Below are 21,720 nucleotides of genomic sequence, written 5' to 3'. Positions count from 1 at the left end.
CCGCCTCGTGCGGGTGGTTTTTTAATTTTTCACTAAAAAAAGCAGGAGGACCATGGAAAGCTGGCTGAGGAAAAAGGGGAGATAAGCGAAGGCATTTGGGATCTTGACTAAGCCGGGAACGGAAAAGGCGGAACACGTATTCAGCGGCCAACCTTGAATGACTTCTTCGAAGTCGGCTGCTTTTGGCCGCGGTTCCGCCTTTGGAGTGGGAGGCGGCCAGGGATGACCCCCAGTAAAGATCCCACCCCGCCTGAGCGTTCTCTCCTTTTTCCTCTCCTCCACTGGAGCCCGTGGACCACCAGATACAAAGCAGTGGTGGCTGGATCGGGGAACCTCATGCACCTGGCGGTAGGCATGCGCATATAGATACTCATGATGGGAACGAAGACGAAGGAGGCAGCTTATGATCTGGATTGCTGGACGACAGGTAAATCCCTTGATGCTGCAGGCTGAATGGGGATTGAACGATGTGCAGCAGGAAATTGTCCATAGGATGGCCGCTAGCCGCGTAGTGTTTGAATATGCTTCGGCGGACGTCTTGCGCTTTGAGCTGAAGCTGCGGGATCATCTGGTCAAATCAGCACGAGCGCTGTACATGAGTGGAATTGCTTTTTCCGACTTTGAACATTCGCGAAGCAACCCGGAATTCTGGGAGCAGACCGAGCTGGGGGGCTTTCGCTTGCGACCGGGTATCCCTCCTTCTCGCGGGATTATTGATATCTTTCAAAATGGCAGGCTTTACGCCACTGAGTGTGCGACGGCGATGGTCATCATCTTGTACCATGCAGTGCTGAAGTCGATCCGGGAGGCAGATTTTGAGCGATTGTTCGCAGACATGATTCTGTACGATTGGCGTTACGATCAAGATTTGGACTTGCAGACCCTGCCGACAAACACGTTCTTGCCTGGTGACATCCTCTACTTCGCCAATCCGGATTACGATCCGAGCAAACCGCAATGGCAAGGGGAAAACGCTGTCTTCCTGGGGGGAGGCTTGTACTACGGGCACGGGGCAGGCATTCGGACAGCCCCTTCCATGATCGCGTTTTTGAACGAAAACAGAAAGCCGGGAGCCATGCGTTCTGCCTATTTGGTATCACAGGCGACGCGTCCGGGATTCGCTTACCTGGCCCCCTTTGACAATATGAGGGGAAACATTTCCTATGTCGACCACAGGGGCGCATTCCCCGACATCCTGGAGGCAGGAGTGCGGATCAAGGCAGAGATCGGCTCCTTTTATTGGGAAGGATGAGCTATACAAGGAAAACGCCTCGCAATCCACACAGGATGCGGGGCGTTTTTATACGGATGGTTACAGGCGATTCAGCGCAAATAAGGAAAGATCGTGCGTAGACTTGCCATCAGTCAGAAGCTGGCTGGCCGCTTCTCCGATCGCACTGGCGAATTTAAAGCCGTGCCCGGAGAAGCCTGCCGTAATGATGAAGTGTTTATGCTCGGGATGATGGTCAATGACGAAATGCTCATCCGGAGTCAGGGTGTAGATGCAGACGCGCCCCTGCTGCAGAGGGCCAGCGGCTTGCGGCATATAGGTTTCAAGAAAGGAACGGACATCTCCTTCGTCGGATGGATACGTGCCAAAGGTGCGGTCCAGTTGGTCGGGATCGATGGGGTGGCCTCCGTCGTGGCGGCCGATTTTTACTCCGGTCTGATCGATGCTGGGAAAACCGTAGTAGATGGAGTCCTCCAACTCAAAGACAAAGGCGGGAAACTTCTCCGAGCTGTACAGCTGCTCATCTGCTGCAAACCAGGCTACGGTCTTGCGAGTAGGCACCAGAGGAAGCTGGAGGCCCAAAGACTTCAGCAAAGCAGGATTCCAGGCTCCCGCACTCAACAACAGTTTCTCGCTTCGATAACTCCCCTGATCGGTGGTCACCGTGACGTGATCGGTTTCGACCTGCACGTCTGTCACTCGCGTGTGAGTCAGGAGGACGGCACCAAGACTCGTAGCCAGCTCACGGTAAGCTGTGATGCAGCGTTCGGAATAAAGGACACCAGCGTTCGTCTCGTAGCAGCCGTAGAAGTTGTCGGGCAGATTCATCCCTTCCCAGCGACGGTTGATCTCCTCAGCACTCATGACCTCCAATGGCAGCGAGAATTGTTTGGCTGATACCTGCATTTCTGCTAAAAAAGGGCTTCCCAGCGGTCCTGCACCCAATACGCCTGTACGTGCAAAAAGCGTCTTGCCCGAAAGCCCGGATAGCTCCTCCCACAATTCCTGCGCCCGCAGCGCGAGCGGTACATACTGTACGCCCTCCCCGTAGGCGTGCCGAATAATTCGCGTGTCGCCATGGTGGCTGCCCATCGTGTGCGGAGGATCAAAAGCGTCAAGCAGCAGTGTGCGAACCCCCTTTTTTGCCAGTTCATATCCGGCTGCCATCCCGACAGATCCTGCTCCTACCACGATTACATCAAACTTCTCCATCCCTTTTCTCCCCTTTATTACCGTATGGCTGGTTGCGTTCAAATCGTGCATGTTTTCTGATCTTACGCACTATGATAGTGATAATGACAGCGTTGTACAAGAAGTCAAACAAAACGGTCATGACCGTTTTGTTTGACCGCAAGCGGTCACATCCACTTTTATGAAAAACGTCGAGACGTTTTTCACAGAAAAAGGGACGGCCTTGACAACGGTACGAATGGCAGATCCGTAGCGGGGGTACTTGCATGGAAGACCTATTGATGGGAAGCATTTTATCGGCGATGGCGACCGGGGTGGGAGCACTGCCGATTCTCTTTTTCAGGACCGTCACGCATCGCTGGCGGGATATTCTGCTCGCCTTTACGGCGGGGATCATGATGGCGGCCGCGACTTTCAGCCTGATTCCCCAAGCGCTGAGCAAAGACAGCTTTCTGATCGTCTGCTTGGGCGTGCTGACCGGCATGCTGGTGCTGACTCTGCTGGAGAGCATCATTCCGCACATTGACCTGGAGCACTCGCGCATGAATCTCTCGATGGATACCCAGGCGATATTGGTTCTTTCCGCGATCACCCTGCACAATATTCCCGAAGGCTTGTCCGTCGGCGTCAGCTACTCCGGCGATCAGAATGAGCTTGGCGGACTGATTGCCTTTGCGATCGGACTTCAAAACGCGCCTGAGGGGTTCCTGGTGGCGCTTTTTTTGATCAATCAACGCGTGAGCAGACTCAAGGCCTTTTTTCTGGCGACGATGACGGGCTCGGTGGAAGTCGTGTCAGCCATCAGCGGGTACTATCTGACGAATGTGGTAGATGGATTGGTGCCGTACGGCTTGTCCTTCGCCGCTGGAGCTATGCTGTTTATTGTCTACAAGGAATTGATTCCGGAGAGTCACGGCGACGGTCACGCCGGAGCGGCAACTCTCTCTTTTATTACGGGTTTGCTGGTCATGATCGGTCTTACGGAATGGTTGAAATAGGGATGTATCGTGAAACGTTCAAAAAGAGTTCCGATTTTTACGCAACTTCCTCTCACAAATCGACACCAAATTACCGAAACCATATATAGATAGATTTGATTACGGAAGTTAGGGAGTGTCACAATGGAAAAATCGACCGTAATAGGTGTCGTACTAGGAGTCGTAGCCGTAGTTGTCGGGATGATCTTGAAACACGCCAGCCCGGCGGCATTGCTGAACGCTGCAGCCTTCATGATTATTATCGTGGGTACAATCGCCGCTATTTTAAATGCGTTTCCCTTCTCAGAAGTCAAGCGGGTACCTGCTTTGTTCAAAATTCTTTTTACCGAACGGAAACTCCCTGAAAAACGTGAACTGATTGGTCAATTCATGAACTGGGCTTCCATTGCCCGCCGCGAAGGCTTGCTTGCTCTGGAAAACACTTCGGATGAGATTGAGGACCCATTCCTGCGCAATGGAATGAAGATGATCATCGACGGCGGAGAGCCTGATTTCGTGAGAGATGTACTGAATGAAGAGATCCATGCGATTGAAGAGCGACATCATGCCAACGCCTTGATTTTCTCACAGGCAGGTTCCTATGCACCGACGCTTGGGGTATTGGGCGCGGTAGTAGGTCTCATCTCGGCACTCGGAAACCTGAGCGATATTGACGCGCTCGGCCTCTCCATTTCGGCCGCGTTCGTCGCGACGCTGCTCGGGATTTTTACCGGTTATGTACTCTGGCATCCATTCGCCAATAAATTGAAACGCAAGTCCAAGCAGGAAATTGAAATCAAAAAAATTATGGTAGAGGGGCTTCTCTCCATTCAAGCCGGGGTCTCTCCAGCCGCGATCGAGCAAAAGCTGCTTGTCTACATTCCGTTCAAGGAGCGCGCTGATGTCAAGGAGGAGACAAAGGAGGAAGGAGCTGCGGTAAATGGCTAAACGACCGAAGAAAAGTCCTCCGCATGAAGAACATGTGGACGAGTCTTGGCTGATTCCGTACGCTGATATTCTCACTCTTCTACTGGCCCTGTTCATCGTATTGTTTGCGTCCAGCGAGATGGATGCGAAGAAATTCGACCAGATGGTGAAGTCCTTCAATGTCGCCTTAAATGGCGGGGTGGGCGTCTTGAATCAACCAAGTCCAGTCCCGCTTGATCCGCTGATGGCCCAACAGACCTTGCACAAGGGGGCGCAGGAAGCAGAGAAGACAGAAGAAGAGAAGAAGCTGGAGGAAGCCATCCGCAAAGAAACAGAGGATCTGAAACAGCTGCAAACGCAGTTGGAGGGTTACATCAAGACCAATCAACTGGAGGACAAGCTCCAAACCAAGATGACGGAAGAGGGATTGCTGATCACGATCCTGGACAATGCGCTGTTTGACTCGGGGAAGGCAGACCTGAAGCCGGAAGCGCGTAAACTGGCGACAGAGATGGCGACCATGCTCGTTCCCCATCCGAAGAAAGTAACGGTTACGGGACATACGGACAATGTGCCGATCAACCGTGTTGAGTTTCCATCCAACTGGGATTTGAGCGTCAAGCGCTCCGTCAACTTCTTGAAGGTTCTTCTGGAAAATCCGAATCTGGATCCGTCAAAATTTAGCGCAACCGGAATGGGAGAGTATCATCCGGTCGCTCCGAATACCTCGGCAGAAGGAAGAGCCAAGAACCGTCGGGTAGAAGTAGCCATTCTGCGTGATTTGGCATCTACTCCCAAAAACAGCATCAACCCATAAGATCATTTGCGGAAAGGATAGTGCTTTTACGGGCGCTATCCTTTTTTCGTTGTGTGCAATCTTGACAAGGAAGGGGAGATAGAGGGATAATACTCTTATAACATAGTAAACAAATCGGAATTAATGAAAATAAATGAGGTGAGCGGAATGGAACGGACATTTCACATCAAGAGTGGCAGTATTTCCTTGGCAGCGACGCTTCACGAACCGGCATCCCTCTCAGGCAAAGCACCAGCGAAATATCCGCTTGTCGTGATCTGCCACGGATTTGTTGGCAGCCGGGTCGGCGTGAACCGTTTGTTTGTCAAGGCAGCCCGTGATTTAGCTGACCAGGACTGGGCTGTGCTTCGCTTTGACTACGGGGGCTGCGGTGAGAGCGAAGGAGAATACGGAGCCGGGGGGATCGACGTGCTGCTGCAACAGACACGCGACATTCTCCGCTACGCGTTTCAACTGGAGCGTGTGGACACGAGCCGAGTCGTACTGCTGGGACACAGCCTGGGCGGAGCAGTAGCGATGATTGCGGCCAGTCAGGAGCCGCGGATTCGTTCGCTGGTGCTGTGGGCTGCAGCAGCACGTCCGTATGAGGATATTACCCGCATCGTGGGCGCACAGAGGTATCAGGAAGCTTTGGCAACAGGTCACACCGATTATCTGGGCTACCAGCTCGAGAAGGGCTTTTTCCAATCCCTTCAGGCTGCCCAACCTTTGTCTGAGGCTGCGAATTTTACCGGGGACATCCTGCTGCTGCATGGCAATCGGGACGATGTAATCCCGCTGGATGCGATGTTTCACTATGAACGGGAGCTGCGCTTGCGCCAGAAGGGCAGCTCAGAGACGGAGATTGTGCTAGGAGCCGACCATACCTTTTCGTCTGTAGAAGGCTACCAAAAGCTGATCGCCAGTACGGCGAGCTGGATCAAGAGACAGACTGCCATTCCGTCCAATCTTGCCGTCTGAGGAGTATAAATATTGAATCGCTTGTTCTCGAAAGGAAGGGGATAACTCCTTCTTTTACCGGGAATAAGCGATTTTTTTGTCTGTGTGATAAAATAACAACATCACGTACACTCAGGCAGAAAAGCGAGGTGGATGGAAGTGAAAGCGTATTTGTACCGCCTCCGCTTTGTGGTATCCGTCATAGCAGCGACGGTTCTCCCAATTCTCATCACCGGTGTCGTCCTGCAAAAAGCAGCGGAACAAGCGTTGTTGGATGAGAAAAAGCAGAAGCTGATTGCGATTACAGAGCAGATGGATTTTGCTTTGACGAAAACCTATGAAGAAATGCTCGCGGATATGGGGGGAACGAACGCCTCCCGTGAAGAGAAAATCCGCTTGTTGAACAGCAAGCTGGAACCGCTTACAAATAAAATTGCGGCCGCTCATCCCGGAATCGGGGTAGGGTATTACGCAAAAGAACTGGATGCGATCCTGACGTATGGTCCTGTCACAGAGAGCTCCCATGTCGGCAAATCAATCTCCGCCGATCACCCGGGGCGAGAGGTATTAAGGACTCGGCAGCCAGATGTGGTCATCGGTGAGCAGGTGCGGGGCAATATTATGAATGCCATGATTCCGCTCATACGGGAGGGGGACATCATCGGCTATGTTTGGGCCAATGAATTGATGTCCAGCATCGACGTTCAATTGACCGGGATGAGGCAGAGTATCTACATTATTTTGGGGATTGGCTGTGTCGTTGCTGCTGTCGTCAGCGGACTTTTGGTACATCGGCTGGAAGTAATCCTGGCGGAGATCAAAAGCGGGCTGAGACGGCTTAGCTTTGATTTGTCCTTTCGAATGAAGCGTCTCGAAGGAGAGCCGGGTGAAATCACAAGCGCGATCAACAAACTGGCGAGTGATCTCCAGGCAAGCCGCAGCCATACGGAAACAATGATGGACAGTATGGAAAATGGCGTGATCGCTCTGGATCAGGATGGACGACTGACAGCCTGGAATGAGTCTGCTGCCAGTCTGACCGGATTGCAGAACGAGGCGAGAGGAGAGCGGTACGAGCAGATTTTCGCAAATAGTCCGGTGCTGCTCGATATGATTACACAGGCGCTGCAAAACGCTGAAACGAATCAGGAGCTGGAGTGGCGACATCCGCACACGGAGCGCGGGCTGCTGTGTATCAAGGTGAGCACATCGACGTGGAAAGGAACGCTGGACGAGGTTCTTGGAGTGATCGTCGTCCTGGAGGATCGCACAGAGTGGAAGCAGATGGAGGCGCGATTGGCTCAGGCGGAGCGGCTGGCGGTAATCGGCGAATGGGCGACAAGCATCGCTCATGAGGTGCGCAACCCGTTGACTTCGATCAAAGCATTTACGCAGATTATCGAGGAAGAATTGCCTGACAAGCATGACAGTCGCGAATATACCAGCATCATTATGGAGGAGGTCGAACGGCTCAATCGTTTTGCGGACGATCTTTTGCTCTTTTCCCGACCTTCTGAGGAAAACCATGCCTGGGTCAACCTCGAACAGGTCATCAGCCGCTCCCTCAAGCTGGTTCAGCGCAACGCAGCTCAAAAAGGGATATCTATTCAAACGGAAATCCCGGAGAATCTGCCGCTGGTGCTTGCTTCACCAGAGTTATTGACACAGGTGTTCCTCAATATTTTGCTCAATGCGCTGCAAGCCGCTCCGACGGGCAAGAGGGTCTGGCTGGAGACAGAACGGCTGGCTGATCATGTCTGCATCCATGTGTACAATGAAGGCTCTGCGATAGCCAAGGAAAATCTGTATACGATCTTTGAACCATTTTTCACGACAAAGCCTGCCGGAACAGGGCTGGGACTTGCGATTTCGCAACGCATCGTGCAGGCATACGGGGGTCATATTTACGCCGAAAACATCGCGGAAGGGGTCCGCTTTACCGTAGAATTGCCAACGAGAAGAGAGGAGGATGACTTATGAAACGACGGGTTTTGGTAGTCGATGATGAAGCGAATGTACGCAAAGCCTTGTCGACGACACTTGGCAAAGTCGGATATGACATCAAGGAAGCGGCAAGCGGCGATGAAGCGTTGATGCAGGTGGAGAGCTTTCGTCCGGAAGTGGTCCTGCTGGATCTGCGAATGCCTGTGATGGATGGGATGGAAACCTTGCGACGGATGAAGCAGCTGGACGGAAACCATTCGAGAGTTGTCATGATGACTGCCTATGGTTCCGCCAGCGATGTGATGGAAGCGATGAGGCTTGGCGCATTTGATTACATTCAAAAGCCGTTTGATCTGGCTGCTGTCAAACAAGTGGTAGCCAACGCCGTCCAGCATCCGGAAAACGAGGAAGAACCACTGCCAGGACATGATTCTGGCGATGAGGGGCAAGAGAGATCAGGGCTGATCGGGCTTAGTCCCGCCATGCAAAATGTCTACAAGCTGGTCGGCAGGGTGAGCATGTCGAAAGCAAATGTCCTGATCCAGGGAGAAAGCGGAACGGGAAAGGAACTGATTGCCCGTGCGATTCACGCCAATAGCCCAAGGGCCAGTCAACCGCTCATTCCGGTCAATTGTGGAGCCATTCCGGAAAATCTGCTGGAGAGTGAATTGTTCGGATACGAACGGGGGGCGTTTACAGGTGCAGTAGGACGAAAGCAGGGGATGTTTGAGCTGGCAGATGGGGGAACCCTTTTCCTGGACGAAGTAGGCGAGCTAAGTCCTGCTTTGCAAGTCAAACTGCTGCGTGTCTTGCAGGACCGCAAGCTGATCCGGCTCGGCGGTGTAGAGCCGATCTCCATCGATGTTCGCGTGATTGCGGCAACCAATCGCAATCTGCAAGAACGGATAAGGCAGGAGCTGTTTCGCGAGGATCTGTATTACCGGCTGAATGTCGTACCGATCCACATGCCCCCGCTGCGTGAACGAAAGGAGGACATTCCACTCCTGATTCGCCACTTCCTGGCCAAGTACAGCAGAGAGGCGGGAAAGGAAGGACTGTATCTGTCTCAGGCCACGATGGATCTACTGCTGGGATATCACTGGCCCGGCAACGTCCGCCAGCTGGAAAACACCATCGAAAGGGCGGTTATACTCGCAAGCGGACCATCCATACTCCCGGAGCATGTACGAGGACATCTGCAGGAAGTTGGTACAGCGGATCAGCCAGCGCCCGTTCCAGGCATCCGTTATGAGGGACGGACAATGCGCGAGATTCTCCAAGAGGTGGAGCGGGAAGCAATCGCCCGCGCTTTGCGCAAGGAGCGTGGCAACAAGCTGCAAACGGCGAAGCGGCTGGGTATTTCTCGTCGCGCTTTGCTGTACAAAATCGAAATGTACGGCTTGAAGATCAGCGAGGAAGAACAAGTGTAAGTGCGCAAGTTGATTACAAAGTGTGTAAAAAGTAGTCAGTTCCTTACATGCCGCAGATGTAAACGCATTCATTTTTGACGATTTGAATAACTTTTTGTCGTTGGCATACCTCTTGCAATACCTAAAACACGAAATGATATGTTTTTAGGAAGGGGTATGCATGTGTTTCGAGTCCTAACCAACGCATCGGTCAAAATGGTGCAGCGCTATTTGCCGGATGCCTTCTTGTTTGCTGTCATTCTTACCTTTATCGTTTTCTTGGGAGGCATTTTCATCAACGGCAAGTCGCCGATGGAGATGATCGGCTTTTGGGGAGGCGGGTTCTGGTCTCTCCTCGGCTTTACGATGCAGATGGTACTGATCCTGATTACCGGACATACCTTGGCCAGTACGGATATCTGTAAAAAAGGACTGCGCTCTCTGGCTAGCCTCGCCAAATCGCCAGGCCAGGCGATTATTCTCGTCACACTGGTCTCCTGTGTGGCCAACTGGATCAACTGGGGCTTCGGGCTTGTGATCAGCGCATTGCTTGCTCGTGAATTGGCGAATCAGGTAGCAAAGGTAGACTATCGTCTGCTGGTAGCCAGCGCGTACAGCGGATTCGTTGTCTGGCACGGCGGCTTGGCTGGCTCTGTGCCGTTGACCATTGCGACTGAAAATCACAGCATGCAGGACATCATTGGGATTATTCCGACCAGTGAAACCATGTTCTCTGCGATGAACCTGACGATTGTGATCGCAATCATGATTGTGCTGCCGATGGTAAACCGTCTGATGATGCCTGCGGAAAAAGACCGCATTGTCTTCAAAGGGGAAGGTGCCGCGGTAGAAGAGACAGCAGCAGGTGCAGAGGCAATGGACGCCAACAGCCCGGCTGCGAAGATGGAAAACAGCAAGCTTCTTTCGATCCTGGTTTCGTTAATGGGAATTGTATATCTCGTTTCCTATTTTGCTGAAAAAGGATTCGCGCTGAATCTGGATGTCGTCATCATGGCCTTTTTGTTCCTGGGGATTTTGCTGCACGGTACACCGCGCAAATTTTTGGATGCGATGAACGATGCGGTCAAGACGACGAGCGGAATCGTTGTGCAGTTTCCGTTTTACGCCGGGATCATCGGCATGATTACGGCATCAGGGCTGGCTGCTACCATGTCCCAATGGTTCATCAGCATCTCCACGCCGACTACGTTCCCGCTTTTCACATTCTGGAGCGCAGGTTTGCTCAACATCTTTATTCCATCTGGCGGCGGACAGTGGGCTGTACAAGCGCCAATCATGCTGCCAGTAGCGTCCGAGCTCGGCGTTTCCCATGCCAAGGTCGCGATGGCGATTGCCTGGGGCGATGCCTGGACCAACCTGATCCAGCCATTCTGGGCCTTGCCAGTACTGGCTCTGGCAGGACTGGGCGCGCGTGACATCATGGGATACTGTCTGATGCTGTTGCTGGTTACAGGTACCATTATCAGTCTTGGCTTCCTGATTTTTTAGATCTTTTCAAAGAAGAACTGTTCGTGTACAATGTAAGGAAGTGTTTTCTAGGGTTCCGCGGAATTCGTCCGGTCTGGTCCGAGAGAAAACCCACGGCGAAGAGCCGTGCACACGGAGGGATAAAAGCCCGGGAGAGTATCTAAGAGATATTCTTTCGGGCTTTTTTGTCTTTTCGTCAGGGAATGATACAGGCAGAGAGGGGAGAACATCGAAATGAACAAGACGTGGATGCTGGTTGTTCTGGCAGGTTTTTTTGAAGTCATGTGGGTTGCAGGTCTGAAGCACGCGGACAGCGTTCTGACATGGGGATTGACGGTAATCGCGATTATTGTAAGCTTTGGCGTACTGATCTACGCAAGTAAAAAGCTCCCGACCAGTACGGTGTACGCAGTCTTTGTCGGGCTGGGAACGGCAGGAACCGTCATCAGCGAGATGCTTTTTTTTGACGAGCCGTTTCGCTTGAGCAAGCTGATTCTTATTGCTTTGCTATTGGCAGGAATCATCGGACTGAAGCTGGCTACTCCTGAGCAGGCAGACTCCGTACGAGAGGAGGAGAGGGCGTCATGACATGGATTTCCTTGATTTTTGCCGGATTGTTTGAAGTTGTGGGTGTCACGGGGATGTCGATGGTAAACCGGGAGCGTACTGTCCGCTCGTACCTTATCCTTGTAGCAGGATTTGGCTTGAGCTTTGCCCTGCTTTCTTATGCCATGACAGGTATTGCAATGGGGACAGCATACGCAGTTTGGACGGGAATCGGCACGGTGGGCAGCACAGTAGTTGGCATGTTTTTGTACGGAGAGTCAAAAGATAGAATGAGGCTCTTTTGCATCGCATTGATTGTCTGCTCGGTCATCGGATTGAAACTGCTCGGATAAGGAAGGCAAGGAGGAGAGAAAAAGGATGGCTTCGTTGTGGGAAACCCTGAAAAAAGGAAACACGTCTTCAGCGACGGCAGCTCTGGGAAATACAGGCTTGGCGCTAGTCAAAGGCTTTGCTGCTGCATACAGCGGCAGTGGAGCGATGTTTGCGTCCGCGATGCATTCTGTTGCGGATGCGGTCAATCAGGGCTTCGTTTTTTTCGGGAGCGTGTTGGGCGAAAAAAAGCCGACTCGCCGGTTTCCCACGGGCTTTGGAAGGGTCATCAACCTGTTTTGCATGGTTGCGGTAATCGTGGTGACCATCATGGCTTACGAGACCATCAAGGAGGGGTTCCATCTTCTGAAGGTCCCCGCTGTCTCCACGCATTTTTGGCTGAATGCGGCGATTCTGACCCTGGCCATTGTCGTAGACGGTTTCGTTCTGATCAAAGCGATGAAGGAAATAGCGCATGAAGCGCGCGTAGAGGCAAAGGGCTGGGGTGTCGTGCCGCTCGCCTTTCGCAATGTAGGACGTGCAGCCCCACCCACGCGTCTGGTTTTTTATGAAGATCTGGTCGCGACACTGGGGGCTCTTCTGGCTTTGCTTGCTGTAGTCATGACACAGTTTACGACGTTCACCTGGCTGGATGGAATAGCGACGATTCTGATCGGCTTTTTGATGATCGGGGTTGGCTTTCGGGTAGGCTATGACAATATGGTTGGTTTGATTGGGGTCGCGGCTCCCAAGGAAATAGAGGAACGAGTGGCCAAGATCATTCTGCAGGACCCGGATGTGACCGATATCAATCGGCTGCGGATCGTCCAGGAGGGGCGCTTTTACCATGTCGAGAGCTATTTGGAGCTGCGGCCGGGTCTTATGCTATCTGTGGCTGACGATATCAAGTTCAGGGTGCGTGACAGTCTGCTGGCCGACCCGGATATTAGCGATGTCACCTTGGGGATTCTGGAGGACAATGGCATTACGGATTGGAAGCCCGAAACAAGCTCGGATTCATCAGATGGCGTGAGACAAACAAACAGATAGCGAATAGCTGGTAAAAAGAAAACTCCCGCAGTCCAGGAATGGCTGCGGGAGCTCTGCTTTTTCGTTTATGGTCAGGATACAGTGAGCAGTTGTTCTGACAGATCGGGATCGGTTTCATCCGAATTCATGCGTGTAATCAGAACGCGAGTCACACGATGATTATCCATTTCTTTTACGGTGAACAGATAGTTCTGCACTTCGACAAAAGCGTCTACAGCAATCTCTTCTTCCAATTGACTGTATAACCAGCCGCCGATGGTATCCACATCTTCGGATTCCAAATCAAACGGAAGGTAATCGTTCAAATGGGTCAGCATCATCATGCCGGAAACGGAGAAGCCGTTTTCCAGAATCTCGATGTCGGGCTGTTCATCGTCGTCGAATTCGTCCTGAATATCACCGACGATCTCTTCCAAAATATCCTCCATCGTCACGAGACCGGCAGTACCGCCGTATTCATCGATGACAATCGCCATTTGGGAGCGTTTCTTCTGCAACAGACGCAAGACGGCGCTGATTTCCATTGACTCCGGTACGGTTGTGACCGGACGCAGCAGAGATTCCAGCTCCACGTGTCCGTTTTCCAGAGCCGCCAGGTAAAAGTCAGTGGCGTGGACAAAACCGATGATATTGTCCTTGTCTTCATCTGCTACAGGCAGACGCGAGTGGCGCTGAGTTCGGATGATTTCGAGATTTTCTTCAAAGGTATTCGTGGTGTACAAGCAAATCATATCGATACGCGGAACCATCGTCTCCCGAACCAGCGTCTCGGAGAAGTCAAAGACCTGCTCGACCAGGGTGAGTTCGGTCTGGTCAATATGCCCGCTTTGGTGGCTTTGATTGACCAACAGACGAATTTCTTCCTCCGTATGGGCGGCTTCGTGCTCTGTGAGGACCTCCAAGCCCAAGCGTTTCATCATGGCATTGGCTGTCCCGTTCAGGAACCAGATAGCCGGGTAAAGCAATTTATGGAAGAACATCAAAGGCGCTGCAACCCACAGAGAAGTTTCTTCCGCTTTCTGAATCGCCAAAGATTTTGGTGCCAGCTCGCCAAGTACGATATGCAGGAACGTGATAATGGCGAACGCAATCCCGATCGAGATCGCCGAAATCAAGTAATCAGGAACACCCGCAAACCCCAGCAACGGCTCCACAATCATGTGGGAAATGGCTGGTTCACCGACCCAACCGAGAGCAAGCGAGGATAACGTGATCCCGACCTGACAAGCGGAAAGGTAAGCGTCAAGCTGCTGTGTAACCTTTTGGGCGTATTTGGCCCGTTTGTTCCCATCGTTGACCAACTGCGTGAGGCGAGTTTGCCGCACCTTGACGAGAGAAAACTCCGCGGCAACGAAAAAGCCGTTCAGAAATACAAGCAGAATAACTACTAGCAGGTTGAGCACTATCGGAACGGTGTCCAATGTGAAGGTTCATCCTCTCTTAAAATCTTTTTTCTTGTAAATATGTTTTTGTGTGGTACATGGTGGAAAATTTTGAATGTACACCTTCCTATCATACATTGTTTTTGGTCAACAGACAAAACCGATAAATCCCGATTCAGGGCATTGGCGCCCTTTTATCCGAGAAAATAGAGAATCTGATACCCTTTTCTCAGGTTTTTGCGCTCTAAGGCGGTGAATCAAAACCCTTGATGCAGCCATTGTTGGCCGATAACGAAGAAAATAGACAAGACCGCCGCCAGTCCCAGATAAGCAGCCAGCACTTTCCACTTGGTCGAAGCTGGTGCGACGTAATAGGTTGACAGACGATGCATCTGTTCTTCGACTTCTGTCAGCCTTTGACGTGCCACGCGCTCTCCTTCTTCCAGGGTAGGGGAGGGAGCAGGACGATTCGGGTCGCTGTCGATGAACAGCACTGGCTCACGTTCCCATTCGCGGAAAAGGTCGAGAAGACGGTTCGTGTAGACTTTGTCAAGCCGTTCACGGTCGCGCTTTAAACGCTGCTCGTCATGCAAAAAGGGAATGAGAAAGCCTTTTTGCGGGGGCAGCTGGGCCAATCGGCTTGCCCGTTCATTCAAGCTCATGCGCTTATACCAGGAAGACTCCAGCGTGGGCCATTGGGCGATCTCATGCAGGAATTCGTGCACCATTTCTTTTTCTGTTTGCAGCACTTGGTGCTGGTAGCTTTCACGCAGACGGTTCCACCAGGTAATGAGACCAATGATGAAGATGAACACCATGATGGGTCCCGGGGAGAAGAACAACATTACCCCTACTCCGATTAACCCAATGAACCAGATCTTGGTGGACAAGACAGAGACGATGCGTCCCCCGTCCAGCGGCGAGATTGGCATCAGATTGAACAGATTGAGCAGAGCTCCTAGATAGATGACTAAAGCCCAGAAAGGGTCTTGGGTATACCAATAGAGCGGCAAGGCAGGCAAAAACGACACAAGGCCTGCGAGCGGCCCGCCATAGGCCAGATAAGCCTCCGTTCCGGCATCCCGGGGGTGATCCTTCATGGAGATCATGGCCCCTGCAAAAGGGATGAAAATGGCTGGAGACGTGGCGATCCCTTTGCGTTTGGCCGCGACGAGATGCCCCATTTCATGGACGAAGATCAAATAGACGATGGCGACGGCAAATTTCCAGCCGTAAAACATCGCATATGCCCCCAGGCTGATCGCCATGGAAAGCAGGGTCGTGCCAAATTTCGAAAACTTCAGTAACCCCAAAATCCACTTGAGATTGGCTAATAAAAACGCGCCAATGGCCAAAAGGACGGAGCCTCGTTTTTTCATTGATTGTTCCTCCTACTGTTGTCATGGGGGAATCCCTATTCCTCCAGCCGCGGATTAAAGAATGAAAAACCGTATTCCCCATATAACGGATTGTAGCGAAGCGTACCCCCATCGAAAAACCAGAAGTCGGATGGCCGGATGACGAATCGCAATCCTTCTACTTCAAAGATGGCATCCTCTGCCATGTATTCGTCTTTTTCGATCGCATAAAAAAGTCCGCCTGTACCCGGTCCGCTCGTTCTCGCATACAAGCGAAGGGTCTCGCCCGGCTCAAAACCGGCATAGCGTTGATAAGCGAGTGAGAACGCGGGCTCGATGACAAGCCTGATGCTCATGGACAAACCCCTCTCGTTGTTTTCATTCTCTATTGTACCATAAATGGAACGACGCCCATTCGCATGGAGCCGAATGGGCGCAAGGGGGGATGTTTCCTAATCTTTTCCTTTGCTGACATCCAAGGTCGGGTGCATGAATCTCGCTCCCTTGAATTGCTTGTTTTCCAGCAGTTCACGGTTCTCGCGCGTGTTCCAGCCGATGTCATTGGTCGGGTGGACCCACCGGTCGCCTGCCATGACGGAGGGATCCGTATCAGTGCTCCACTGATTCAGCGGAGAGTTTTTTGAATCGTAAAAGCTGTCGCCGATGATGACCCCGAATTCGTTGACGAATGGTTCTTGAATCGAGAGGGGGGATGTCTTGTAGTCAGGTGCGCTGATTTGGTGTGGGAACGTGCCATCAATGGATTGCTTCTTCTTCTCGTCCATGAGATCAGGCCTCCTTTTCCGCAGCTTTCTGATCGTAGGATGTGTAAAGCAGACCCGTGTTATACCATGTCTGGCTCTGCTGCGCCCAGCCCAATATGCTGATTTGCGCATAAGATGCAGATAGATGTACGTAATCAAGAAAAGGGGAGATCAGATGCTTACCAGCGTCGTGATACCAACGAGAGATGTAGCTGATCAGCTCCTGTATACCTTGTTTTGCCTCAATCTGCAATTAACGTCATTCGATCATTTTGAAGTGATTGTGATAGACAATGGCTCTACAGACGATACGCAGCAAAAGGTCGCCCAGTTTGCAGCCAATTTCTCCCTGCGCTACGTCCGTTTTCAACGGAGATTGCCTTTTTATCGGTTAGTTAATGAAGGGGTTGTGCAGAGCCGTGGCAGCCTGGTCGTTTTTCTTGCCAGCAATATGATGGTACCGCGGGAGTTCATCGGCACACATATGCAGGCCCATCTGCACGATCCCAGGCTGGTGCTGCTCGGTCTGGACGCCAAGCGGATCTATTCGGTCTACGATCCGCGCTTTTCGGCAAAACAGCACGAGGAGTGCAGCAGCTGGCTGGAGCAATATCCGCAGATCAAACGGCCCCACACGCCTGCACGCATCCTGCCGCTACTGGAGGAGAATCAGATCGCAAGCGGTCTTCCATTCCATCTCGGCCTGCCGTGCCCCGAAGCGCAGCGCAGGCTTGCCATCCAGCGTGCCTACGGGTCTAAAATGGAGGATCATCATGCACCCTGGACATTGTTTACGACAGAGCACGTCTCCGTCCCCCGGGAAACCTTGCTGCGTACAGGTCTTTTCCAGGCTTTGATTCGTACGGCGATGGAGCGGGATATGGGGCGCAAGCTATGGAAAAACGGGCTTCATTTCCAGTTTGTTGATAAGCTGACCGTTCTGAAGCAAGAGCGTGTATTGTATCCAGCGACTCTCCGTCCAGAGGGTCGTAAAAAGCGCCGATCCTCGTAATCTGTCGGATCGGCGTTTTCCTGTCTATCAGCGGTTTTCTTTTAAGCGTTCTTGTGGTTCACTATTGATGGAGCCGTCTGAACGGACAGCTTCCGATTGAGCTTTGGGTCCGCGGATTTCCGCCGTTTTTCCAAAGTCTTTTTCCTTGTTGCGCACCATGTCTTCTCCTCCTCTACTCAATCAGGCTCGCGGCGCGACCACAAAGAGGTCAGAACCGTTTGCATGACCGTAGTATGACCCAAATGAAACAATTGAATGAGGAAATCTATACAGGAAAGGTTTGATCCAATATGGCGAAAAAACAAAAACGTCACCCGCAGCAGCGTTCTCACAACCAACAAACGGAACTGACAGATGCGAAGAATGGATTGAATGTCAAAGAAATTCTCAACGCAGATGCATTGGGCAAGTTGAAGCAGTTGGAAAAAGAGATTAAGGAGCAAAATGAGCGGCAAGCCCGGGAAGCTGCCGAGCAAAAGCGGCGCGAACAGGAGGAGCGTGAGCGCAACAAGAGCTTTGGGGAGCTGCTTGCCGAGTACGACAAAAAAGGCGGGGGCAAGTATAGCTGATGCGAGCAGATCAACGCCCTGACACTTCGAAGAACGGGATGATGAAAAAGCGTCCCTTGCAGGTCCATGACGACAAGGTGAAGGAGCGCGGGCGCGAAGTCCTGAGCCGCTTGGGGAAAAAGAGAGAGAAGAAGTGATTTTTCCCGCCCTATTCCCATATAGGTTAATGAAGGGAAGGAGGGAGGTCATGGGGATACTTCTGCTCCTGATCAGCCTCCTTTGTGTCTCGGTCGGTACGTGGAGGTTGATTGGCATTTACAAGACGGGCAAGAGTTATAGCAAACTGCTTTGGTGGACCGTCGCAAGCGTTGGAATTGCGCTTTTTTTTCTTTTAAAGCTGATGACAGATACCTATGCCTGAAAAAACATGCACCTGCAGCCAAGCCGCAGGTGCATGTTTTGTAGATGCCGATTATTCGTAACGCAGCGCTTCGATCGGGTCCAGCTTGGCAGCTTTGTTGGCTGGATAAAGACCGAAGAATATCCCGATTGCACTGGAGAAGGCAAAGGCTATGATGACGCTGTTCCAGGAGAGCATTGGTGGGAGGTTGGCAAAATAGGCGATCAGTGAAGCGATCCCCAGACCGGACAAGACGCCGATCAACCCCCCGATCAGGCAGACGATCACCGATTCGATCAGAAATTGTATCAGGATGTCGCTCCTTCGCGCACCTAAAGCTTTGCGAATCCCGATTTCTCTCGTCCGCTCCGTAACGGAGACAAGCATAATATTCATCACGCCTACCCCGCCGACCACCAGCGAGATTCCGGCGATGACACTGAAGATGATCGTCAGTGTACCTGTCACCTGATTGAACTGATTGACGGATTCCTGCATGGAGCGGGCCATGTAGTGGTCTTTCTTTTGATGCTTGCGGCTGAGGTATTGCTTGGCCTGCTGCATCGCCGGCTCGATGGAAGCCTTATCGACTGCTGTGCCCATCAGCATCTGGACATAAGGCTCTTCCTGCAGGCTTTGGGAATAGCGGATCGGCACGAAGGCGCCATAACTTTCGGCACCCATGTCAAACTTGAATTTTTCTTCTGTATATGTTCCGATCACGACAAGTGAGTTGTTCCCCATGCGGACCCGCTGCCCAATCGGATTTACCTGGCCGAACAGCTTTGTGCCCAGCGCTTCCTCCAATACGACGACAGCCCGTTGCTCCTTGTCATCCGTATGATTGAAAAAACGGCCTTTCGACAGCTTGGTTGTCGTCTTGAGCATCGGAAAATAATCCGCTGTAGTAGCGACCAGGTTGACTCTTTCTTCTTTTTTCGGGCCTTTCATTTCGACCGTACCTGGATTGTACGGAACGATATATTCGATGGCGGGACTGATCTTTGCGAGAACCTCAGCATCCTCGACGGTCAGATCGTCATTGGAATGCTCTTCTTTGGTGTCCCAATTGATGAAGACGTTGAAGTTGTTTCGCCCGAATTTCTCCATCTCCTCGTTGATCGCCCTTTGGCCGCCTTCACCGAGGGTCGTAACGGCGATGACGGAGGTAATTCCGATGATAATGCCCAGCATGGTCAGACTGGAGCGCATTTTATTCGCCCAAATCCCTTCTACTGCTGTTTGAAAGCTCTCGAAAAAGTTCATGTGACAATCACCTCGCCCGTCGGAGCAGCAAAAAGCCGTTCCGCAACCCGTTCATCGCGGATAATCACGCCATCCTTGAAGGTAACAATCCGTTCAGCGTGCTGCGCGATATCCAATTCGTGCGTAACCAGGATAATCGTGACTCCTTGCGCGTGCAATTCCTGAAACATGGCCATGATTTCGATACCGGAACGACTGTCGAGATTTCCGGTTGGTTCGTCAGCCAGTAATATCGAAGGGCGGTTCACTAGTGCCCGGGCGATGGCTACCCGTTGTTTTTGACCACCGGAGAGCTGTGTCGGCTTATGCAGCATGCGTTCAGCCAGCCCAACGCGCTTCAGCGCTTCAGTAGCACGGTTGCGGCGTTCCGTCTTGCTGATTTTGGCGTACATCATCGGAAGCTCCACATTGTGCAAGGAAGTAGAGCGCGCCAAGAGATTAAAGGATTGGAAGACGAAGCCGATTTTTTGATTGCGGACATGAGCCAGTTGCCTGTCCTTCAGGCTGCTTACTTCAATTCCGTCCAGCATATATGTACCCGTATCAGGACGATCCAGGCAGCCCAGCATGTTCATAAAGGTGGACTTACCTGAACCGGATGGCCCCATGATGGCTACGAACTCGCCTTTCTCCACCAGCAGGGAGACCCCTTTTAAGATCGGCAACTCAGAATCGCCTGTCTTGTATGATTTCGTCAAGCCTTCGACGTGAAGCATCGCGGCAGACCTCCTTTCTGGCTGCGTAATTAGATGCCGACCGGCGCAGCGCTGCCATTCATCGGCAGGATCGGTGTACCCTCACTCAGGCCATCGATGGGACTCAATATGATTTGCTCCTCGCCTTCGAGTCCGGTCTTGATGTGGGAGAAGAGTTCATTTTCAACTCCTGTATCCACTGGTTGCTTTTTCGCGACTCCATCAGATGCGATCCAGACATATGTGCTTCCGTTCTCGTCCTGTTGAATGGCTTCAATCGGAACTTGCAGGGCGGTGTCGATTTTTTCGACAGAAATATTGATGTCTACATGGAAGCCGGGTTTTAGAGCGGAAAGCTCGCCTCTAGGTTTGAGCATCACTTTGACGCGGGTTTTTTCACCCTGACCGGAACTGCTTTGGGTCGTCGTAGCAATGGGGGAAATACGAGTTACCTCGGCGTCCAGCTTTTCTTTTCCCAAGGTGACACCTTCAATCGTTGCGCTTTGGCCGAGCTTCAGCTTGTTGACATCCGATTCGTTGATGTCTGCCTGGATCAGCAGATTGTCGAGGTTGGCGAGCGTAAGTAGCTCGGTGCCTTTGTTGACATACTGTCCGTTCTCGGCGGCTACTGCGATGACCGTTCCGTCAGCAGGAGCGATGACGATGCTCTGCACCCGTTCCTTCTCCAGTTGTTGTCTTTCTACCTGAAGCTTGTTGATTTGCGCTTGATGAGAAGCGATTTCTTCCTTGCGAGGCCCTTTTTGCTTGAGCGCAAGCTGCTGTTTGGCTACCTCTAGAGAGGAGAGAGTGGAATCCAGCTGCGACTTCGCTTTATCCGCTTCCTGCTGCGTGGAGGCACCCGAGACAAACAATTGATGAATCCGGTCGTACTCCTTTTTAGCCGTGTCGTAATCGCGCTGTGCTTGCGCAAGGCGTTCCTGCTCCTGCGCTAATTCTTCCGGTTCCATCCCCGCCTGTGCTTTGGCCAAATTGGCTTGGGACAAACTCATTTGCGCTTCCAGGTCGAGAATTCTGCTATCGACGTCAGAGGTATCGATTTTGGCGATAATCTGCCCTTTTTTTACCTTGTCGCCTTCTTTGACGGCAAACTCGCGCAAGATTCCGGTAACAGTGGCATACTGCTTCTGCTTGTCCTCCACGATGACGGTTCCGGAGGTGAGGATTTTGCTTTCCAAAGCGGATTTGCTAGGAGTTGCAATCTGAACGGGCATGCCCATGGCTTGTTGTGATCCCATCATGCTTACTCCGATTGTCCCGACTCCTAAGAGGACGACCACGGACCCGATAATCCACCAGCGTTTTTTCATATTCATTCTCCTTGCTTCATAGTAAAAAGTAACAGCTGTCAAAAGCTAAAGGTTTCTACGAAATACCTGTCAATTCGTTACACTTTTTGGGATTGATTGCTTTTTGTCTTGTTTTGGCGGATGGTACTTTACAGTGATTTTGCGTGATAAGATAGGA

24 protein-coding genes and 1 riboswitch are annotated in these 21,720 nt (G+C 51.9%); of the genes, 15 read left to right on the top strand and 9 right to left on the bottom strand.

Going from position 1 to position 21,720, the window contains the following annotated elements:
- Window positions 1-403 precede the first annotated feature (403 nt).
- Window positions 404-1,252 carry a protein-glutamine gamma-glutamyltransferase gene (locus T458_RS38375; protein WP_023556350.1) on the top strand — a complete coding sequence of 283 codons (849 nt, stop codon included), beginning with the start codon at window positions 404-406 and terminating at the stop codon, window positions 1,250-1,252.
- 60 nt (window positions 1,253-1,312) lie between these two features.
- Here T458_RS38375 and solA read toward each other — a convergent pair whose 3' ends face one another.
- Window positions 1,313-2,443, bottom strand: a complete 1,131-nt coding sequence (solA, locus tag T458_RS38370; RefSeq protein ID WP_023556349.1) for an N-methyl-L-tryptophan oxidase — start codon at window positions 2,441-2,443, stop codon at window positions 1,313-1,315.
- A gap of 245 nt (window positions 2,444-2,688) precedes the next feature.
- On the opposite strand from solA, the gene T458_RS38365 reads away from it, so the two are divergent.
- The 10 genes from T458_RS38365 (at window position 2,689) to T458_RS38320 (ending at window position 12,849) form a co-directional block, all read left to right on the top strand.
- Window positions 2,689-3,420, top strand: coding sequence for a ZIP family metal transporter (locus tag T458_RS38365; protein WP_023556348.1), 732 nt, complete (start codon window positions 2,689-2,691; stop codon window positions 3,418-3,420).
- Between the two features lie 123 nt (window positions 3,421-3,543).
- Window positions 3,544-4,347 (top strand): flagellar motor stator protein MotA, encoded by an 804-nt coding sequence (gene motA / locus T458_RS38360; RefSeq protein ID WP_023556347.1) that lies wholly within the window; start codon window positions 3,544-3,546, stop codon window positions 4,345-4,347.
- Window positions 4,340-5,143, top strand: coding sequence for a flagellar motor protein MotB (gene motB, locus T458_RS38355; protein WP_023556346.1), 804 nt, complete (start codon window positions 4,340-4,342; stop codon window positions 5,141-5,143). The genes motA and motB overlap by 8 nt, the downstream gene beginning before the upstream one ends.
- Before the next feature lie 147 nt (window positions 5,144-5,290).
- On the top strand, window positions 5,291-6,103 hold the full coding sequence (locus tag T458_RS38350; RefSeq protein WP_023556345.1) for an alpha/beta hydrolase: 813 nt from the start codon (window positions 5,291-5,293) through the stop codon (window positions 6,101-6,103).
- 138 nt (window positions 6,104-6,241) lie between these two features.
- A complete protein-coding gene (gene atoS, locus T458_RS38345) occupies window positions 6,242-8,062 on the top strand; it encodes a two-component system sensor histidine kinase AtoS (protein ID WP_023556344.1) in 1,821 nt (606 codons plus the stop codon).
- A complete protein-coding gene (locus T458_RS38340; protein ID WP_023556343.1) occupies window positions 8,059-9,456 on the top strand; it encodes a sigma-54-dependent transcriptional regulator in 1,398 nt (465 codons plus the stop codon). Before atoS ends, T458_RS38340 begins: the two co-directional genes overlap by 4 nt.
- 162 nt (window positions 9,457-9,618) lie before the next feature.
- A complete protein-coding gene (locus tag T458_RS38335) occupies window positions 9,619-10,944 on the top strand; it encodes a short-chain fatty acid transporter (protein ID WP_084567975.1) in 1,326 nt (441 codons plus the stop codon).
- A 36-nt stretch (window positions 10,945-10,980) separates the two neighbouring features.
- A riboswitch (guanidine-I (ykkC/yxkD leader) is annotated at window positions 10,981-11,080 on the top strand.
- Between the two features lie 77 nt (window positions 11,081-11,157).
- Entirely contained in the window at window positions 11,158-11,511 is a 354-nt protein-coding gene (locus T458_RS38330) for a DMT family transporter (RefSeq protein WP_023556341.1), read from the top strand.
- Entirely contained in the window at window positions 11,508-11,822 is a 315-nt protein-coding gene (locus T458_RS38325) for a DMT family transporter (RefSeq protein WP_023556340.1), read from the top strand. The genes T458_RS38330 and T458_RS38325 overlap by 4 nt, the downstream gene beginning before the upstream one ends.
- A 25-nt stretch (window positions 11,823-11,847) precedes the next feature.
- The gene (locus tag T458_RS38320; RefSeq protein ID WP_023556339.1) at window positions 11,848-12,849 is read left to right on the top strand and encodes a cation diffusion facilitator family transporter; all 1,002 of its coding nucleotides are present in this window, start codon (window positions 11,848-11,850) and stop codon (window positions 12,847-12,849) included.
- A gap of 71 nt (window positions 12,850-12,920) precedes the next feature.
- On the opposite strand, the gene T458_RS38315 is transcribed toward T458_RS38320, so the two are convergent.
- The 4 genes from T458_RS38315 to T458_RS38300 all read right to left on the bottom strand — a co-directional run bounded on the left by T458_RS38315 (window position 12,921) and on the right by T458_RS38300 (window position 16,374).
- Window positions 12,921-14,270 carry a hemolysin family protein gene (locus T458_RS38315; RefSeq protein WP_023556338.1) on the bottom strand — a complete coding sequence of 450 codons (1,350 nt, stop codon included), beginning with the start codon at window positions 14,268-14,270 and terminating at the stop codon, window positions 12,921-12,923.
- A 218-nt stretch (window positions 14,271-14,488) separates the two neighbouring features.
- Window positions 14,489-15,610: a site-2 protease family protein gene (locus T458_RS38310; protein WP_023556337.1), complete on the bottom strand. Its 1,122-nt coding sequence runs from the start codon at window positions 15,608-15,610 to the stop codon at window positions 14,489-14,491.
- 35 nt (window positions 15,611-15,645) lie between these two features.
- Window positions 15,646-15,945: a (Fe-S)-binding protein gene (locus T458_RS38305; protein WP_023556336.1), complete on the bottom strand. Its 300-nt coding sequence runs from the start codon at window positions 15,943-15,945 to the stop codon at window positions 15,646-15,648.
- Between the two features lie 96 nt (window positions 15,946-16,041).
- On the bottom strand, window positions 16,042-16,374 hold the full coding sequence (locus tag T458_RS38300) for a DUF3905 domain-containing protein (RefSeq protein ID WP_023556335.1): 333 nt from the start codon (window positions 16,372-16,374) through the stop codon (window positions 16,042-16,044).
- 124 nt (window positions 16,375-16,498) lie between these two features.
- On the opposite strand from T458_RS38300, the gene T458_RS38295 reads away from it, so the two are divergent.
- Complete coding sequence (locus T458_RS38295; RefSeq protein ID WP_023556334.1) at window positions 16,499-17,365, top strand: glycosyltransferase family A protein; 867 nt, start codon at window positions 16,499-16,501, stop codon at window positions 17,363-17,365.
- Between the two features lie 27 nt (window positions 17,366-17,392).
- Here the strand turns inward: T458_RS38295 and sspK are convergent, their stop codons facing one another.
- Window positions 17,393-17,524, bottom strand: coding sequence for a small acid-soluble spore protein K (gene sspK / locus T458_RS38290; RefSeq protein WP_007724732.1), 132 nt, complete (start codon window positions 17,522-17,524; stop codon window positions 17,393-17,395).
- Between the two features lie 131 nt (window positions 17,525-17,655).
- On the opposite strand from sspK, the gene T458_RS38285 reads away from it, so the two are divergent.
- The 3 genes from T458_RS38285 to T458_RS57165 are packed head-to-tail and all read left to right on the top strand — an operon-like array spanning window position 17,656 to window position 18,295.
- Entirely contained in the window at window positions 17,656-17,934 is a 279-nt protein-coding gene (locus T458_RS38285; protein ID WP_023556333.1) for a DUF3886 domain-containing protein, read from the top strand.
- Window positions 17,934-18,071: a hypothetical protein gene (locus T458_RS57170; protein ID WP_023556332.1), complete on the top strand. Its 138-nt coding sequence runs from the start codon at window positions 17,934-17,936 to the stop codon at window positions 18,069-18,071. The genes T458_RS38285 and T458_RS57170 overlap by 1 nt, the downstream gene beginning before the upstream one ends.
- A gap of 50 nt (window positions 18,072-18,121) precedes the next feature.
- Window positions 18,122-18,295 (top strand): hypothetical protein, encoded by a 174-nt coding sequence (locus tag T458_RS57165; RefSeq protein WP_023556331.1) that lies wholly within the window; start codon window positions 18,122-18,124, stop codon window positions 18,293-18,295.
- Between the two features lie 51 nt (window positions 18,296-18,346).
- On the opposite strand, the gene T458_RS38280 is transcribed toward T458_RS57165, so the two are convergent.
- From T458_RS38280 to T458_RS38270, 3 genes are read right to left on the bottom strand one after another with little or no spacing between them, the layout of a single operon-like run.
- On the bottom strand, window positions 18,347-19,540 hold the full coding sequence (locus T458_RS38280; RefSeq protein WP_023556330.1) for an ABC transporter permease: 1,194 nt from the start codon (window positions 19,538-19,540) through the stop codon (window positions 18,347-18,349).
- On the bottom strand, window positions 19,537-20,256 hold the full coding sequence (locus T458_RS38275; protein WP_023556329.1) for an ABC transporter ATP-binding protein: 720 nt from the start codon (window positions 20,254-20,256) through the stop codon (window positions 19,537-19,539). The genes T458_RS38280 and T458_RS38275 overlap by 4 nt, the downstream gene beginning before the upstream one ends.
- A gap of 29 nt (window positions 20,257-20,285) precedes the next feature.
- Window positions 20,286-21,563: an efflux RND transporter periplasmic adaptor subunit gene (locus T458_RS38270; RefSeq protein ID WP_023556328.1), complete on the bottom strand. Its 1,278-nt coding sequence runs from the start codon at window positions 21,561-21,563 to the stop codon at window positions 20,286-20,288.
- Window positions 21,564-21,720 lie beyond the last annotated feature (157 nt).

Origin of the sequence: Brevibacillus panacihumi W25, from assembly GCF_000503775.1 — a bacterium.
Taxonomy (GTDB): Bacteria; Bacillota; Bacilli; order Brevibacillales; family Brevibacillaceae; genus Brevibacillus; species Brevibacillus panacihumi_A.
Note: the sequence above shows the minus strand (reverse complement) of the source record. Positions and strands in the feature narration are given on the sequence as shown.